The following is a 15,410-nucleotide window of genomic DNA, read 5'->3' as shown; positions in this document are numbered from 1 at the left end:
TTCCTTGCCGACTATGCCCGGTCAGGACTGGCGGTGACCCTCGTGGACGCCAGTGCCGCGATGCTCGCCGCCGCCACGGAAAACGCCGTGCACAGTGGCTTATCTGATGAGAAAACACGCCGCCACCTGGCTTATGTCCAGCAGTCACCGGATCTGGTCAGCGTGGGCCTGATCGTCGTCCCGAACGCCGCGCTCACAAACCGCTCTTGTCGAGCTGCTCACGGCGTTACGGGCCGCTGTCGCGCCCGGGGCGGGGGTGCTGGCGCAGGTGACCTGTGTCCACCCCGGCGGCGGAGTCGACACGGCGGGCTTCTACGACCCCGCCCGTCAGCACGGCGTGTGGTTCGCCGACCGGTGGTTTCACCCCGAGCAGGCCGGCGGGGCAGTGCTACGGCGCCGACGCCAGCACCGCCACGGCGACCGGCTGCAGATCCAGTTCGACTACCGCAGCCCGGCAGGGTCCAGCCTGCACGCCACGGCCATCGAGTTGGCGCTGTTCACCGCCGCCGACCTCCGCAATGCCTTTACCACTGCGGGATTCGGTCGTGTGCGATTCCTGCCCGGCCAGGATGGGATGTCCGAGGTTCTGGCTGCGGCCGAGGCTAAGCCGTGAACAGCGAAGGAACCGTGGCGGGAGCACAGGAGTACTGGCGGCGCTACTATGCCGAGCAGTTCCGCTTCGGCCTCGGCACCGAGGACATCCTCGCGGCATTGATGCGGATCCCGCCCGTGACGACATGGGCCGATCTCGGGTGCGGATCCGAATCGATGCTATGGGCCACCGCCCTGCGCGCCCAGCGCCTCGTCGCGGTCGACATCGACACACAGCGCCTGGAGATCCTCCGGCAGTTCGTGACCACCGCCCAGCCACGAGGAATCCACGTCACCGCACTGGAATTATGCGGTCGCACCGACCCAGATGCCTTCGAAGCACGCTGCCGATCCCTGACCGCGCTCATCCAGGCCGACTGTCTCTCGAGCCAGCCACCGACGGACCCGAGGCTCATCGAACAGTCATTCAACCTGGTCACCCAGTTCGGCTTGCTGGGTTTGTGCCGCGACGCCAACCACTTCACAACCAGCTTCGCCCACATTCACCGCCTGCAGGCACCCGGCGGGTGGGTAGGTGGAGCGAACTGGGTCGCCCGCCACGCTCCGAGCCGAGTCGAGCTGACCAGGCAGCTCTACACCACCGCCGCTACCCGCGCTGGAGTGCACCTGCTGCTGCTCAAACGGATCCCGAGCCCCGATCCCGACTTCACCGCCGTGTGGATCTACATCGGAAGGAAGACACCATGCCCGCGATCAGCACCACTAACCAGCCGACACCCAACGAACTGATTTTTGCTCCGGTGGGGATCGCGCACCTCACCCGTGACAACACCGACCTGCTGCGTTCTGCCGCCCGCGGGCGGCAGCGGCTACGGGTCACCACCGCGGCCCAGCTCAACGGCACACCTCACCTGGGCACCGTCGTCACAGTGCTCACCGTCTTCGCCATCACCGCCCACGCCGCCGAGCAACTGAACCTTCCGGCCACCGTCATCTTCGACGCCTTGGAAAACGCCCCCGGCGAAACGGTGGACATCGACGGCGAGACTTACACCCGTACCGTCGGCGATCTCATCGACTCTGGCCACCTCGACCGAGTCGAGCGTGTCTCCGGCTTCCAACGGCTGCTGGACTGGGCCGCGGCACGCTCCCACATCCGGTATGAGTTCCGGCCGTACTCGGTCTACCAAGGACTGAGGCCCGTCCGGGAATGCCTGCACGCCATCGCCTCCCGGCTCGACGACTTCCGGCCGATCGTTTCCCCCACCGATGGCATCGTCCGCATCCGGTCCCGCTGCCCCGAATGCCGGCTGATGGAGAAATCCGCCCGCCACCTGACCATCACCCCAGGTGAAGGCCAAGTCCACCTGGACTCCGTCTGCCCGCTACACGGCGGATATCGCGAAACGATCGATGTCACCGGCACCGGAGGCTGGTACGACGCCAACACACCCGTCCGCTCCATCCAGAAGACATACCTGCTCGCCGCCGAACGCCACCTCTACGACGCCTGCTCGGTCTCCATCGACGGCGCCGACTGGGGCGGAGGCTGGTACGCCCACGTTCTCGCCCCAGCACTGGCAAACCTCAAAGTCCCGGTGCGTCAATGGCCGGTCAGCATCTTCACCCCGCTCGTGCTCGACCGCACCGGGGGCAAGCTGAGCAAAACCCTGTACGTGCGCTACGGCGCCGCGTACGCCGACCTGCCCGAAGGGTTTGTCAACCTCGACCTGCTGCTCGACGATCACGGCGACGACGTTCTGGACGCCCTCTGGTTAGAAGTCACACGCTGGGCAGCCGAGCCACGCCGACTGCACCGCACCTACACCGTTGACTACCTCGCCGACCTCATCCGCTCCCACCTGCGAAATCGGACCCCGAACGCAAGCATTGCCTGACTGGCTGGAGGTTGACGTGATCCACGCCGTTTACGACATCACCGGTTGCAACATGCCCGCTCCCGATACCGGCCCGCTGCTGGACGCTATGCGCGCTACTGCCAGCCAGCTCGGCTGCACCGTCCTCGGTGAACTCCCGGTCCTCTTCCAACCCCACGGCACTACCTGCGTGCTCGTCCTCGCTGAGTCCCACCTGACCGTGTCCACCTGGCCCGAACACCAACTCGCCCACCTCGACGTGTTCACCTGCCGGGCTGACATCGACCCCGAACACGCCATCACCCCCATCCTCGACGTACTGGGCGGGCGAGCCATACACGGCCAGCGGATCCACCGCACCGGCCCCCGCAGCGCGTTCCGAGTCTGACCGCCGCGGTCCTCCCCGCCGCAGCCAGCGGCGGTTCAGATGCGCTGGTCCGGCACCATCTGCTTCAACGACCTCCTGAGCGCGGCTACGGTACCCTCCGCCTCGCTCAATTTCCCCTGGAGTTCGCCCCGCTCTGACTACGCCTTGGCGAGCGCGGCGTTGCACTGTTGCAGTTCGTCACCAAGCTCTCGGATGCGCTTCTCCAACTCGACGTTGCCGGCCTGGGCAGCTTGCTGCCCCAGCCCGCGCTGAACCTTCGCTCGTAGCCGGTCTCGTTCTTCCCGAGTCCGCCTCAGCTCTGCGCGCGTCAACTCCAGATCGACTGCGAGGCTTGCAGGGCAGCCTCGTCGCTCTCGCTGACATCCGCCTGCCGGGCCGACTGCCGCCACTTTCTGTGGTGGGTTCGGCACAAGCGTTCATGTCGAGTCTGGCCGCCATCGTGATCTTCCGCGCCTGATCGACCAGTGTCGGCATCCGCGTCGGAACCCTCCGCAGCTGAACCCCCGGCGCGCCCGCTTGCGCCGGGGGTTCTCGCTAATCAGGCGTCCAGTGATCTTGCGTGTAGCAGCCGTGTAGCAGAAACGCAGGGGCAAAGCCCTCACCAGCACAAAAAGCGTTTGCGCAGCGCACGGCGGCACGTTTTGAAGTGACGGGCACCTCCGCCCTGAAGTGGTCGGTCGGAGGTGCCGTTCGCCCGTCACCCGAAGGGGATGGATCAGGGGCGGCCGAGCTCCTGGGTCCAGTAGTGGCGGTAGTGGCTGTGCGGGGCGGCTGCGTGCCCGATGCCGAGGTCGGTGAAGGCGCAGTCGAGGATGTTTTCCCGGTGCGGCTCCGCTTTCATCCACTGGCGGAACGTTTCGTCGGCGGTTTCGCCGCCCGCAGCGATGTTCTCGCCGACGTAGTCGCTCGGGAATCCCGCAGATCGGGCGCGTTCCGCGGGGGTGCGACCGTCGGTTCCGCTGTGCCCGAAGAAGTCCTGGTGCGCCATGTCCGCGCTGTGCTTGGCCGCCGCCTCGCTCAGGTCACCGTTGAGGCGCATCGCCGGGCATCCCGCACGGGCGCGTTCAGCATTGGTCAGTTCGAATATCCGCTGCTCCGGCGAAGGCTTCTGGGCCGCCAGGAGCGGCGACCCAGAGCACAGCAGCGCGAGCGGTACGACCATCCCGCACAACATCATCCGTTCGACTAGCGACATCTGTGATCACTTCCCAGCATCGCGACGATGGGCTGGGGAGTTTGTAACGGCGTCGCGGCGGCGACACCCGGCGGCGTCGCCGGAACCGGTTACCGGCCAGGCGTACCGGATTCAGCCGAAGTGGACGGTTCGGAAACGGCGGGGTTCCGAGTCAGATCTGGTTCGCGATGAGCACGAACAGGGTGACTATCCACCCCATGATCAGCGCGACGAGCAGGATGAGCTTGTTGGCGGCCAAACGAGTCATGGCGGTGCCTCCCAACGTGAAAGAAACGAAGATCTAAAAGAGATTCGCTTTCACGACGTGGCCCGCGGTGCTTCCCAGCAGGCGTCAGCGCGCGACGGCGCGCGGCGCGGCGGGAACCGCGTCCCACATCGCGCCGGGTTTTCGCTGCACCCACGCAGTGTGCCGGAACAACTGCTCGGCGATCTCCCGACGCGTCACGGGACTTCGCCGTGGGAAGTCCGGACCGGTGAGGAGCCGATGCCGGATCCGCCCCTGATGCTGCGGAAGACGGTGCATGACAACCTCCTCGCACACTCGCGCCGCCCAAAGGGAAAGGGCGGTCGTCGATGACACGCGGAACAGCACCCGGCTGATGGCCGGGTGCGAAGCAACCCCGCACGACATATCGCCGGCGGCACCGGAATCGTTACGACGTGCGATCACAGCCATTTGTTCCGCCGGAAGATCTTGAACAGGGTGATGCAGGCGCCGAGCATCACCATGAGGGCCAGCGGGTACCCGAAGGTCCACTCCAGCTCGGGCATGTGCGTGAAGTTCATGCCGTAGATCCCGGCGATCATGGTCGGCGTCGAGACGATCGCGACCCACGCCGAGATCTTGCGCATGTCGGTGTTCTGCTGGAGCGTGATCTTGGCGAGCGTGGCGTCCACCAGGGTGGTCAGCAGCTCGTCGAAGGACCCGACCATTTCGGACACCTTCGCCAGGTGGTCCTCGACGTTGCGGAAGTAGGACCGCACCTCGTCGGCCACCATCGGCGTGTAGCCCTCGGCGAGCCGCTGCATCGGCTTGGTCAGCGGCAGCACCGCCCGCCGCAGCTCCATGACCTCGCGCTTCATCAGGTAGATCTGCTCGGCGTCGATCTTGGTGCGTGGCTCGAAGACCTCGGCCTCGATCTCGTCGATGTCGTCCTGGATGGCCTCGGTGACCTCCAGGTAGGTGTCCACCACGTGGTCGGCGACGCCGTGCAGCACCGCCGACGGTCCCAGCGCGAGCTGCTCCGGGTCGGCCTCCAGCTGGCTGCGCACATCTCCCAGCCCCGCGTGCTTCCCGTGTCGCACCGTGATGACGAAGTCGCGCCCGAGGAACACCATCAGCTCGCCGGTGTCGACGATCTCGCTGGTCGTCGACCGCGTCTCGGTATCGGTGTAGCGGACCGTCTTCAGCACCATGAACAGCGTGTTGTCGTAGCGCTCCAGCTTCGGGCGCTGGTGCGCGTGCACGGCGTCCTCGACGGCCAGCTCGTGCAGGCCGAAGGTGTCGGCGATGCCGTTGATCTGCTTCTCGGTGGGTTCGTGCAGCCCGATCCAGACGAAGCCGGAGCTGCGCCGCCGCACCTCTTCGATGGCGTCGGCGTGGTTCCACGAGCCTTCGACGCGGTGCCCGTCGACATAGATGGCGCAGTCGACGACGTACGCGGAAACCGGTGCGGGCGTGCGGTTGGTTGGTAGTGGACCGCGACCGTTCCGGTTGCGTAGGCCGAGCGAGGGCAGGTTGGGCACGGCGACCTCCAAGGTCCTGGGCGCAGCACCCCGGGGTGGAAGATCCGGGTGAATGCCGCGCGGATGGCGTGCTGAGCGGACTTTGCTCGCTGCTCGCGCATCCCGGCCGGGCCTGGCGGGCGGTGCCTAGCGGTTGGCCCTTCCGGCGGGGATGCGGTTGGTACTGCACGGAAGCGCGCTATCGGCACTGCTGTCCACGATCCCTCACCTCCCGAAGGTCATCCACCGATGCGGTGGTCTCTGAGTCAGCCAACCGGACACGATACTCCGTCTGAGTGGATCGTTGGCAACGGCTCGCATTCGACGTCACAACCCACCGGAACATGCTGTATGAAATGGGCGAATTGCGCGGATTGCTGCCGAATCGAATCAGGATTCGCGTTCGGCTCGGACCGGGCATCCGAACGGGCCGCGGTCAAGCCGTCGACTGGGTCTTGACAGATTGTCCCGATCGCCTTTTTTCGCGATCACTCGTTGCGGGGTAAACTATCCCAGGAGCGCAGGGTCTCTACCAGGCCCTCGGTCAGCGCATCGTCTCGCTCAAGTGTGGCGAAAGTCGCATGATCGGCCCAGATTGCGTCCGCAGCGTCGTCACCAGCGGAAAGATTCTGTTCAGTACTCCGACAGGAGTAATCCAGGATCTCGTACGTGCCGAGCGGTGCGGGGCGGAAGACGCGGCCGACGAGGGCGCCGACGGTGACGGAGAGTCCCGTTTCTTCGCGGACTTCGCGTTGTACCGCCGAATGGTCGGTCTCGCCGGGCTCGACCCGGCCACCCGGTAGGGACCACTTCCCCTTTCCGGGTTCATGTGCGCGTTTGACCAGTAGCAACCGGCCGCTGGGATCGTAAATTATCGCACCGACGCAGCGGATCACGGGATTCTCCGATACGATCACGGACACGGAGGGTAGTTGATCCGGGGCTGCCCGGAAACGACTGACCCAAGTGCGGTACAAAGCTGCCGTAAAGCAGCGGAGTGCGGTACAACGGATCAGCAGGCGCCTGCGCTACTCAAGGGCATTTGGACGGGGTGCGTCACAGTGAACATGAAGAAAATCCTCACGTGGGCCGGGGTTGCGTTCCTCCTGTTCTTCCTGTTTTCCGCGCCAGTGGAAGCCAGCGGTGTCATCAACGGCATCCTGGAGAGTCTGCGGGGAGCAGCTGAGGCCGTCATAACCTTCATGCAGAACCTCTTCCAGTAAAGCGCGAGCCGCGGGAGGCGGGTGCCTTGTTCGCTCCGAGGGATCCCGATGAGTACCTGCTGGACACCGAACGCCGGGTGATCCGCGTTCGGCGGCACTGGGCGACCCTGGTGTGGGACCTCTTCGAGGCGACCGGCTTGCTCGTGGGTCTGGTGATGGTGTCCTACCTGGTGCCCCAGGGCGCCGGTGGGCTGGTCCAGAACATCCTCTGGTACGCGGGGCTGATCATCCTGATCCGCTTCGCCTACCAGGTCCTGGACTGGTACGTGGAACGCGTTGTCGTGACCGACAAGCGGTTCCTGATCACCTCCGGCATCTTCACCACCAACGTGGCGATGATGCCGATCACCAAGGTCACGGACCTGACGTTCGCCCGCACGATGATGGGCCGCATCCTCGGGTACGGCACGCTCGTGGTCGAGTCGGCTGGACAGATCCAGGCGCTCAACCGCATCGAGTACGTGCCGAACCCGACCGAGGTCGAGGATGCGATCTCGGCGCTCGTCTTCGGGGACAAGAAGGGGCAGCAGCAGGACCGCTTCTCGATGCTCAAGGCGCGGCGCGCCGCGGTGGGTAAGAGGAAGGCCGCCAAGCTCTGATCGGGCTGGTCGGCCCGGGTCTGCAGGCGTACCCGGGCTGGCTGGTCGGGTGTTGCTTCGGCCTGGCTCCGGACCATCGGTCACACTGGTGGGTGTGCGAATCGACCTGCACACGCATTCCACCGAGTCCGACGGGACCGACACTCCAGCCGAGCTGGTGGCGACCGCCGTCGCGGCTGGCTTGGACGCGGTAGCGATCACCGATCACGACACCACCGCTGGATGGGCGGCGGCCGAGCAGGCCGTGCGCGATCTCGCGGGGCCTGGTCGGTTCCGGCTGGTGCCGGGCGCGGAGCTGTCCTGCGTGTGCCCGGACGGCAACGGCCGGAACATCACCGTGCACCTGCTGGCGTACCTCTTCGACCCGAACTCCGCCGCCCTCGCGCAGGAGCAGTCGCGGCTGCGCGCGGAGCGGCGGGAGCGGCTCTACGAGATGGCGCGGCACATGGCCGCGGACGGGTTCCCGGTCGACCCGGACGAGATCATGGCGGGACTGCCGCCGGACTCGCCCGGCGGCCGTCCGCACCTGGCTCGCGCGCTCGTCAACGCCGGCACGGTGGTCAGCGTCGACGAGGCGTTCGCCAAGTACCTCGGTGGCAGCGGTCGCTACTACCTGCCGCGCACCGACACCCCCGTGCGCCGTGCGATCGACATGATCACCGAGGCCGGCGGTGCGACCGTGCTTGCGCACCCCTTCGCGACCGCACGCGGCCCGGTGGTCACCGCCGACGTCGTCGCCGAGCTCACCGAGCACGGGCTGGCCGGGATCGAGATCGACCACCCCGACCACGACCCGGAGACACGGGTGCGGTTGCGCGGGCTGGCCGCGGAACTGGACCTGATCCCCACCGGCAGCAGCGACTACCACGGCACCAACAAGACGATCCGGATCGGCCAGGAAACCACCCCTCCCGATTCGCTGGATCGCCTGGTGGCGCGGTGCAGCGGCAGCAAGGTCATCAACTGACGGGGCGGATCATCTGGGGAACGGGAAAACTGCGTACTGTAGGGGCGTGCAGGGGCAGCTCGGTCTAGAAGGTATTCCCAGCAAACTGGTGCGGGTCACTCCGGCCAGACTCGCGACCTGGGCCCAGTGCCCCCGGAAGTACCGCATGACGTACCTGGACCGGCCCGCACCGACGCGCGGTGGTGCCTGGGCGAACGCCACCCTGGGCGCCGTGGTGCACAACGCGCTGCGCGCGTACTTCGAGTTGCGAGCCGATCAGCGCAGCCCGGAACGCGCTGCCGCGTTGGTGCGGGAGTACTGGAAGGCCGACGGTTTCGCCAGCCCGGAGCAGGCCGGTGACTACCGGCGTCGGGCGCAGGAGTGGGTGGGCTCCTACGTCGAGCAGTTGGCGCCCGACGTCGTGCCGCTCGCCGTCGAGCGGTGGGTGTCGGCGCCGATGGGATCGATCATCGCCGAAGGGCGGGTGGACCGGATCGACGAACGGCACGGCGAACTCGTCGTCGTCGATTACAAGACCGGGCGGCACGGGCTGCGCGTGGACGATGCGCGGCAGTCCCTGGCGCTTGGGCTGTACGCGTTGGCAGTGCGCAAGAACCTGCGCCGGCCGTGTCGTCGGGTCGAGCTGCACCACCTGCCGACCGGGACGGTCGCGGGTTGGGACCACACCGCGAAATCGCTTGCGCAGCTGCAGGATCGCGCCGAGCAGCTCGCCGGGGAGCTCCAGGCCGCGACGGACGCGTTCGACCTTGGGGCCGACCCGCAGGCGACGTTCCCGACGAGCACAGGGCGGCACTGCTCGTGGTGCGACTTCCGGGCTCACTGCGAGGAAGGCCGGCAGGCCGCGCCGAGCCTGCCTCCTTGGGCCTCGCTGGGGGAGTGACGACATGCGACCGGAGGACAGGCCGATGCGCACGCCCGCTTCGCAACGAGCGCAGCCACCCCACACGCGGCGGCTGCCGGAAGCGGCTGATCTTCCGCGGCAGCGGCACCGCCGTCACGCGCTGAGCCAGCCGAAGCCAGCCGGTCAGGCCGGATCCGCTTTCCGAGGCCTCACCGGCGCTTTGGCGGTCGGCTTGCTGCTGCTCGCGCTCGGGCTGGTTGCCGTGCAGTTCTGGGCGACGGGCCAGGGGCAGCAAGGCCCCGGGCTGGCGGCGGTGATCGCTCAGCTGGTGGCGTCGCTGGTGGCCCTGGCACTGCAGGCGGTCGCGGACCGCCGCCGCGACGCGCGGGGGAGCCTGGCGGCCTTGGGTGTGTTCGTGGTCGTGATCGGCTCGCTGTGGTTCTGGTGGTGGGCCTGATCCAGGAGTTCTCGGCTGGAACCGGGAATTCGCGTCGGGACCTGCTGGTTCCGGGGTTTCAGCGGAGGGCGACCAGGGTGTCGCCGCGTTGCTCCAGGAGCATCGGGCCGACCGTCGTGAGCTGGATCGGGCCGGTGTAGCCGCCGCGGTCCACCGGGATCACCCGCTCGGGGTTCCCGGTGACGGCATCCACGACCGCGAGGCCGCCCGGCACCGGCACCAGCAGCTTCCCGCCGAAACCGACGCCCGGGCCGAGCGTGTCCGGTGCGGTCCACAGTGGAGTGAGGGTGCCCGGGTCCAGGGCGATCGTGTCGACGCCGGTGTGCCAGTAGATGCGGCGGCCCTTCGCGGTCGACTCGACCTGCACGTTCGCGCGGAGGTCGGGGGTGCCGGCGCGCACCGGGAAGGTGGTCACCAGCGAGCCGTTGTTGTTGTAGACCACGACCTGTGAGCGGTCTCGGAGAACGACGGCGACGTGCTTGTCGTTGACCGCGACGATCCCGGCGGACGTGCTGCCGAGGATCACGCTGAAGACCTCCTCGGGCTTCTCGTCGTCCTCGGGGTGGGTCTTCAGGACGGTGATCCGGCCCTGCTCGCCAGGGCAGGACTCGACGGCCCCGATCCGCTCGTCGCCGACCCCGATCGAGGAGTAGGTGCATTCCGGGCGGGTCAGGTTGTTGCCCGGGTTCTTCACCGCGGGCGGCATGCCGAACTGCTGGGTGCGCACCAGGTCCGAGCGCCAGGACTCGAAGGAGCGCTGCCCGGTGGCCGTCACGTAGGTGCCGTCGGCGAGCAGCTGCGTGCCGAACTCGGCGTCGGAATTGCGCTGCGGCCCGCGGACCCCGGTCGGCCCGCGCAGCGAGGTGACCTCGCTGCAGTTCTCCGACTTGCGGAAGACCGCGATCGCACGGTCCCACTCCGTGCCGACCGTGCACAGTGGAAGGTCGCGGGCGTAGCGCCAGGCGACCTGTCCGGTCAGCGGGTCGTGGCCGAGCACCTCGTTGCCGGATCCGGTGACCACGGCGGGCCCGGCGACCACCGGGATCGGGGTGGCGGGGCTGGTAGCGCGCCAAGCCTCGGTCAGCGTCGGCGGAACCCCGGTGGCTGCGGGAGGTTCCGGGATCGGCTGGGCAGCCGTCTCGGAAACGGTGGCGCGCGCATCGCTGTTGAACCAGAGCACGGCACCGCCGACGAGCGCGGCCACGGCGATCAACGCCACCACGGCGAGGTCGGTTCTCGTGCGCCGCTCCGGCCGGACCAAAATCACTCCTCGATCGCCTGGCTGTTACTGCGCCGACTTAGCTGTAGAGGTTGTTCCCAAACTCGTCTTGCGTGGCGGTGCGGGTGGCGCGTGGCGGTGCGGGTGGCGGAACCTCAGACGTCGCCGGTTCTGCGCGGCTTCGAGGGCTTCCGCTCAAAGCTCGACCCGTGAGCCGAATGGAGCGTTTCGCGCTCCATTCGGCTCACGGGTCTCGACTCGCGCTACGCGGCGTCGCCGGCTTCGCCGGTCGGCTCGCCCGCCCGGCGCCTACGGCGCCTGCGGCGGGGGCGTTCGCCAGCGTCGGCTTCGCCTCCTGGGGCGGGCGCTTCCGCCGGCTGCGGGGCGGCTTCGGCACCGCTGCGGGTGCGGCGGCGCTGCCGCCGCCGGGCAGGCCGGGTTTCGGCGTCGCTTTCCTGGCGGGCACCGGTTTCGGCGTCGCCGGTGCGCTGGTCCGCTCCGCCGCGGGTGCGGAGCCGGTTGCGGCGGGGCCGCTTGGCTTCGCCCTGCGTTTCGGGTTCGGCGTCCAGGCCCGCGCGGGTGCGCTTGGCCAGCGGTAGCCGGCCGGTGACGTCCGCCGGGATGTCGAGGTCGCTGAACAGGTGCGGCGAGGTCGAGTAGGTCTCGACGGGCTCGGGCTTGCCGAGGCCGAGCGTGTCGCTGATCAGCTTCCAGCGGGGCTCTTCGTCCCAGTCGACCAGCGTGATCGCGACGCCTTCGCGCCCGGCGCGGCCGGTGCGGCCGATGCGGTGCACGTAGTTCTTCTCGTCGTCCGGGCACTGCAGGTTGATCACGTGGGTCACGCCGGCGACGTCGATGCCGCGGGCCGCGACGTCGGTGGCCACCAGGATGTCGACCTTGCCGGAGCGGAACGCGCGCAGCGCCTTCTCACGCGCGCCCTGCCCGAGGTCGCCGTGCACCGCGCCGGCCGCGAAGCCGCGCTCGGTGAGTTCGTCGGCGAGTTTCTGGGCGGTCCGCTTGGTCCGGCTGAAGATCATCGCCAGGCCGCGATCGGTGGCCTGCAGGGCCTTCGCGATCAGCTCGGTCTTGTCCATCGCGTGCGCCCGGTAGATGAACTGCCGGGTGCGCTCGTGCACCGCGCTCTCGTCGGCCTGTTCGGCCCGGATGTGCGTGGGCTGCGTCATGAACGTGCGGGCCAGGGTCAGGATCGGGCCCGGCATGGTGGCCGAGAACAGCATCGTCTGCCGCTGCTCGGGGACCATGTGCAGGATGCGCTCGATGTCCGGCAGGAACCCGAGGTCGAGCATCTCGTCGGCCTCGTCGAGCACCAGCCCGCGGACCTTGCCGAGCACCAGGTGGCGCTGTTCGGCCAGGTCGAGCAGGCGTCCCGGGGTGCCGATGACCACGTCGACGCCCTTGCGCAGCGCGGAGATCTGCTCCTCGTAGGGGCGGCCGCCGTAGACGGCGACGGTTCGCACGCCCAGGTGCTTGCCAGCGTCGGTGAGGTCGCGGGTGACCTGCAGGCACAGCTCGCGGGTCGGCACCACGATGAGCGCCTGCGGGGTGCCGTCGCCGGGCCGTTGCAGGCGGTGCAGCAGCGGGACGCCGAAGCCGAGTGTCTTGCCGGTGCCCGTGCGGGCCTGGCCGATCAGGTCTTCGCCCTGCATCGCCAGCGGCAGGGTCAGCTCCTGGATGGCGAAGGTGCGCTCGATGCCGGCTTCGCGCAGCGCGCGGACGATGTCCGGGTGCACGTCCAGCTCGGCGAAGGTCGGGGCGTCAGGGGCGCCGGCGGTGCCGGCCTTCAGGGGTGCGGCATCTCCGGCTTCGGGGGCACCGGACTCGCGGTGCTCGAGGTCTGTGATGTCGGGGCTGCCGCCCCCGCTGTGATCTTCGAGGCCGTCGGGGGCCTGGCTGTTGGTGAACGTCAGAATGATCGCCTCTCTCGGTACCTGCGCGCACGCGTCCCGGTCGGGGCCGATCCGTGGCGACGTCCTCCCGGCACGGCGGCTCGCTGGTCGCGGCCGCTCTTCGTGCTAGTGGTCACCGACGTGATGGTGCGCGCCTCTGTTCGCTCAGCGGTTGACCCGCTGTTGGTTCGTTACTCTCGGCGTCGCATGCGCGCCCAAGCCGACGAGCGGGTCGCTCGGGCCGCGTTCGCGTCGGCAGTGGTCCGGGGGCCGTCCCGCTCGGGCGTGAGTCGCCCAGATCGTGACGTTCGGGGAGCCAGCCCCACGGTGTACGACCACGCCGCCGGACGCCGATGCTCCTCCGAGGTTCGAGGATACCTGTTCGCCGGCCGTTCTCGCCGTGGTGCGTATTACTCGGGCGTGGTGCCGGTTAGGCTCGCAGCCATGAATGAGGCTGACCAGCGCGCCAGGTTGCCCGGTGAAAGTGACGAGCGTTACGAGGAAGGCGTCGTGGATCTGCTCGCGGCGCTGGCCTACGGAGAGCTGTCGGCCTTCGACCGCCTTGCCGAGGACGCGCGCACCGCGCCCACGCTGACCGGCCGCGCGGCGCTGGCCAGCATGGCCGCCGCGGAGATCGGCCACTACCGGCTACTCGAAGAGCACCTGGCCGGGCACGGCGTGGCGATCGACGAGGTGATGCAGCCGTTCGCGGCGCCGTTCGAGGCGTTCAACGAGTCGACCGCGCCGCATTCATGGCTGGAATCACTGGTCAAGGCCTACGTCGGGGACGGCTTGGCCGCCGATTTCTACCGCGAGGTCGCGGAGTGGCTGGACCCGACCTCGCGGGGGCTGGTGCTGACGGTGCTCGCCGACACCGGTCACTCGGCGTTCGCCGAGCGCGAGGTGCAGGCGGCCTGCGAGAAGGACCGCAAGCTGCGGGACAAGCTGACCTTGTGGGGGCGGCGGCTGCTGGGCGAGGCCATGACGCAGGCGCAGCGGGTGGTCGCGGAGCGGGACGCGCTGGCTGAGCTGATCATCAAGGGATCCGGGGATCTCACGGGAATAGCTGCGATGTTCCGGCGGTTGCAGAACAACCACACCAAGCGGATGGCTCGGCTCGGCCTGGGCTGACGAACCCCACTTCCGGGCGCGAGAACTGTCTGCCCTCGGGCTGACTTCGTCCGGAGGTGCGCGCTGGATCCGCAGCGGAATATCTGCTCGCCGGGCTTCGTTGCCCGATCGCGATGGGACCTGGGATAGCCTTGCCGCATCCCATTGGAAACGAGTGCTCAACGGAGGTTCGGCGTGGAGGTCAAGATCGGCGTCGTGGACAGCCCGCGCGAGCTGACGGTCGCCAGCGGACAGTCCCAGGAAGAGGTCGAGTCGCTGGTCGCCGACGCGCTGAAGAACGCTGACGGCGTGCTGGCGCTGACCGATGAGAAGGGGCGTCGCATCATCGTCCCGTCCACCAAGGTCGCCTACGTCGAGATCGGCCCGGCGGCGCTGCCGCGCGTCGGCTTCGGTGTCAGCTGACCTGGTTTTTTCTGCGTGAGGGGCACCCTCGGCCGAGGGTGCCCCTCACGCTTCACCTGACCGGCGGTGGAGACACCTTCGGGCGGCGTAGTCGGCTTATTCGCATGCGCCTTCGGCGTATGCGACGACCTCAGCGTCGTGGGAATTCAGGCGTCGCGGCTGCGGATCGACCAGGATGAAAAGGCTCATTATTAAAATCGCGGTCCGCCGGGGTCAGGGGTTCTGCAGGGGGAAGCCTGCCAGGCCCTTCCAGGCGAGGGTGGACATCAGGCTCACCGCTTCGTCGCGGGAGATCGTCTCCCTCGCGTCCAGCCAGTAGCGTGCGGTCACCTGGCTGAGGCCGACTAGGCCCACCGCTAGCAGCCGCGCGCGTTCCGCGTCCAGCTCCGCGTCTGCCGTGACCGCCTCGGTGATCGCGTCGATGCACCCGGACAGGGCGCCCTCCACGGCCTTCTCCACGGCCGGTTCGCCGCGCAGGTCCGATTCGAAGACCAGCCGGAAAGCCTGCCCCTCGCCGGCCACGAACTCGTACAGCGCACCGATCGCGGCCCGCACCCGCAGCTTGTTGTCCGAGGTGGACTCGATGGCCTCGCGGACCCGGCGCACCAGCTCGTTGCCGTGCGTCTCCAGCAGCGCGAGGTAGAGCTCCAGCTTGCCAGGGAAGTGCTGGTAGAGGACCGGCTTGCTGACCCCCGCGCGCTCCGCGATGTCGTCCATCGCCGCCGCGTGGTAGCCGTTGTGCACGAAAACGTACTGAGCCGCTTCGAGCAGCTGTGCCCGGCGTGCGTCACGGGGCATCCGGACGCCTCGGCTCGGCTGCGCGGTCTCGGTCATCCTCGCCTCCACCCGATTCCTTCCACTCGCTCGGCGGCCTTCCGGCCACCCAGTGGGGCCTGACTCTACTCGCCGGTAGAGGTAGGTAGCGAA

General features: G+C 68.3%; 19 protein-coding genes. 11 read left to right on the top strand and 8 right to left on the bottom strand.

Going from position 1 to position 15,410, the window contains the following annotated elements; genetic code table 11:
• Positions 1-268 precede the first annotated feature (268 nt).
• The 4 genes from SSPN_RS0109845 to speD are packed head-to-tail and all read left to right on the top strand — an operon-like array spanning position 269 to position 2,817.
• Positions 269-613, top strand: coding sequence for a hypothetical protein (locus SSPN_RS0109845; RefSeq protein ID WP_148271940.1), 345 nt, complete (start codon positions 269-271; stop codon positions 611-613).
• Positions 610-1,341, top strand: coding sequence for a class I SAM-dependent methyltransferase (locus SSPN_RS0109840; protein WP_010694029.1), 732 nt, complete (start codon positions 610-612; stop codon positions 1,339-1,341). The genes SSPN_RS0109845 and SSPN_RS0109840 overlap by 4 nt, the downstream gene beginning before the upstream one ends.
• Positions 1,296-2,450 (top strand): hypothetical protein, encoded by a 1,155-nt coding sequence (locus SSPN_RS0109835; protein WP_010694027.1) that lies wholly within the window; start codon positions 1,296-1,298, stop codon positions 2,448-2,450. The genes SSPN_RS0109840 and SSPN_RS0109835 overlap by 46 nt, the downstream gene beginning before the upstream one ends.
• Before the next feature lie 16 nt (positions 2,451-2,466).
• Positions 2,467-2,817, top strand: coding sequence for an S-adenosylmethionine decarboxylase (gene speD, locus SSPN_RS0109830; protein WP_049887586.1), 351 nt, complete (start codon positions 2,467-2,469; stop codon positions 2,815-2,817).
• A 137-nt stretch (positions 2,818-2,954) separates the two neighbouring features.
• Here speD and SSPN_RS56580 read toward each other — a convergent pair whose 3' ends face one another.
• The 5 genes from SSPN_RS56580 to SSPN_RS50710 form a co-directional block, all read right to left on the bottom strand.
• A complete protein-coding gene (locus SSPN_RS56580; RefSeq protein ID WP_010694023.1) occupies positions 2,955-3,128 on the bottom strand; it encodes a hypothetical protein in 174 nt (57 codons plus the stop codon).
• Positions 3,129-3,532: 404 nt separating this feature from the next.
• Complete coding sequence (locus tag SSPN_RS0109820; RefSeq protein ID WP_029535163.1) at positions 3,533-4,012, bottom strand: CAP domain-containing protein; 480 nt, start codon at positions 4,010-4,012, stop codon at positions 3,533-3,535.
• 331 nt (positions 4,013-4,343) lie between these two features.
• The gene (locus SSPN_RS54485) at positions 4,344-4,535 is read right to left on the bottom strand and encodes a hypothetical protein (RefSeq protein ID WP_143539483.1); all 192 of its coding nucleotides are present in this window, start codon (positions 4,533-4,535) and stop codon (positions 4,344-4,346) included.
• A 143-nt stretch (positions 4,536-4,678) separates the two neighbouring features.
• The gene (gene corA, locus SSPN_RS0109805) at positions 4,679-5,758 is read right to left on the bottom strand and encodes a magnesium/cobalt transporter CorA (protein ID WP_029535162.1); all 1,080 of its coding nucleotides are present in this window, start codon (positions 5,756-5,758) and stop codon (positions 4,679-4,681) included.
• Between the two features lie 467 nt (positions 5,759-6,225).
• The gene (locus SSPN_RS50710; RefSeq protein WP_010694018.1) at positions 6,226-6,633 is read right to left on the bottom strand and encodes an NUDIX hydrolase; all 408 of its coding nucleotides are present in this window, start codon (positions 6,631-6,633) and stop codon (positions 6,226-6,228) included.
• A gap of 165 nt (positions 6,634-6,798) precedes the next feature.
• On the opposite strand from SSPN_RS50710, the gene SSPN_RS57620 reads away from it, so the two are divergent.
• From SSPN_RS57620 to SSPN_RS0109775, 5 genes are all read left to right on the top strand, one after another.
• Positions 6,799-6,960, top strand: coding sequence for a hypothetical protein (locus SSPN_RS57620; protein WP_010694016.1), 162 nt, complete (start codon positions 6,799-6,801; stop codon positions 6,958-6,960).
• A gap of 26 nt (positions 6,961-6,986) precedes the next feature.
• The gene (locus tag SSPN_RS0109790) at positions 6,987-7,559 is read left to right on the top strand and encodes a PH domain-containing protein (protein WP_010694010.1); all 573 of its coding nucleotides are present in this window, start codon (positions 6,987-6,989) and stop codon (positions 7,557-7,559) included.
• 85 nt (positions 7,560-7,644) lie between these two features.
• Complete coding sequence (locus SSPN_RS0109785; protein WP_029535160.1) at positions 7,645-8,526, top strand: PHP domain-containing protein; 882 nt, start codon at positions 7,645-7,647, stop codon at positions 8,524-8,526.
• A gap of 46 nt (positions 8,527-8,572) precedes the next feature.
• The gene (locus tag SSPN_RS0109780; protein WP_029535159.1) at positions 8,573-9,406 is read left to right on the top strand and encodes a RecB family exonuclease; all 834 of its coding nucleotides are present in this window, start codon (positions 8,573-8,575) and stop codon (positions 9,404-9,406) included.
• Positions 9,407-9,431: 25 nt separating this feature from the next.
• Complete coding sequence (locus SSPN_RS0109775; protein ID WP_010694004.1) at positions 9,432-9,824, top strand: hypothetical protein; 393 nt, start codon at positions 9,432-9,434, stop codon at positions 9,822-9,824.
• Positions 9,825-9,882: 58 nt separating this feature from the next.
• On the opposite strand, the gene SSPN_RS0109770 is transcribed toward SSPN_RS0109775, so the two are convergent.
• Together SSPN_RS0109770 and SSPN_RS0109765 are read right to left on the bottom strand one after the other, a co-directional pair.
• On the bottom strand, positions 9,883-11,091 hold the full coding sequence (locus SSPN_RS0109770; RefSeq protein ID WP_237710505.1) for an Rv3212 family protein: 1,209 nt from the start codon (positions 11,089-11,091) through the stop codon (positions 9,883-9,885).
• A gap of 215 nt (positions 11,092-11,306) precedes the next feature.
• Positions 11,307-12,905 (bottom strand): DEAD/DEAH box helicase, encoded by a 1,599-nt coding sequence (locus tag SSPN_RS0109765; RefSeq protein ID WP_237710622.1) that lies wholly within the window; start codon positions 12,903-12,905, stop codon positions 11,307-11,309.
• A 489-nt stretch (positions 12,906-13,394) separates the two neighbouring features.
• Here SSPN_RS0109765 and SSPN_RS0109760 point away from each other — a divergent pair, with 489 nt between their 5' ends.
• Positions 13,395-14,081, top strand: coding sequence for a ferritin-like fold-containing protein (locus SSPN_RS0109760; protein ID WP_044572776.1), 687 nt, complete (start codon positions 13,395-13,397; stop codon positions 14,079-14,081).
• A gap of 174 nt (positions 14,082-14,255) precedes the next feature.
• Positions 14,256-14,483 carry a DUF3107 domain-containing protein gene (locus SSPN_RS0109755; protein ID WP_010693996.1) on the top strand — a complete coding sequence of 76 codons (228 nt, stop codon included), beginning with the start codon at positions 14,256-14,258 and terminating at the stop codon, positions 14,481-14,483.
• A 213-nt stretch (positions 14,484-14,696) separates the two neighbouring features.
• On the opposite strand, the gene SSPN_RS0109745 is transcribed toward SSPN_RS0109755, so the two are convergent.
• Complete coding sequence (locus SSPN_RS0109745; RefSeq protein ID WP_010693992.1) at positions 14,697-15,317, bottom strand: TetR/AcrR family transcriptional regulator; 621 nt, start codon at positions 15,315-15,317, stop codon at positions 14,697-14,699.
• Positions 15,318-15,410 lie beyond the last annotated feature (93 nt).

Origin of the sequence: Saccharopolyspora spinosa NRRL 18395 (genome assembly GCF_000194155.1) — a bacterium.
Lineage (GTDB): Bacteria > Actinomycetota > Actinomycetes > Mycobacteriales > Pseudonocardiaceae > Saccharopolyspora > Saccharopolyspora spinosa.
The sequence above is the reverse complement of the archived record's forward strand: the minus strand, read 5'-3'. Positions and strand labels throughout refer to the sequence as shown.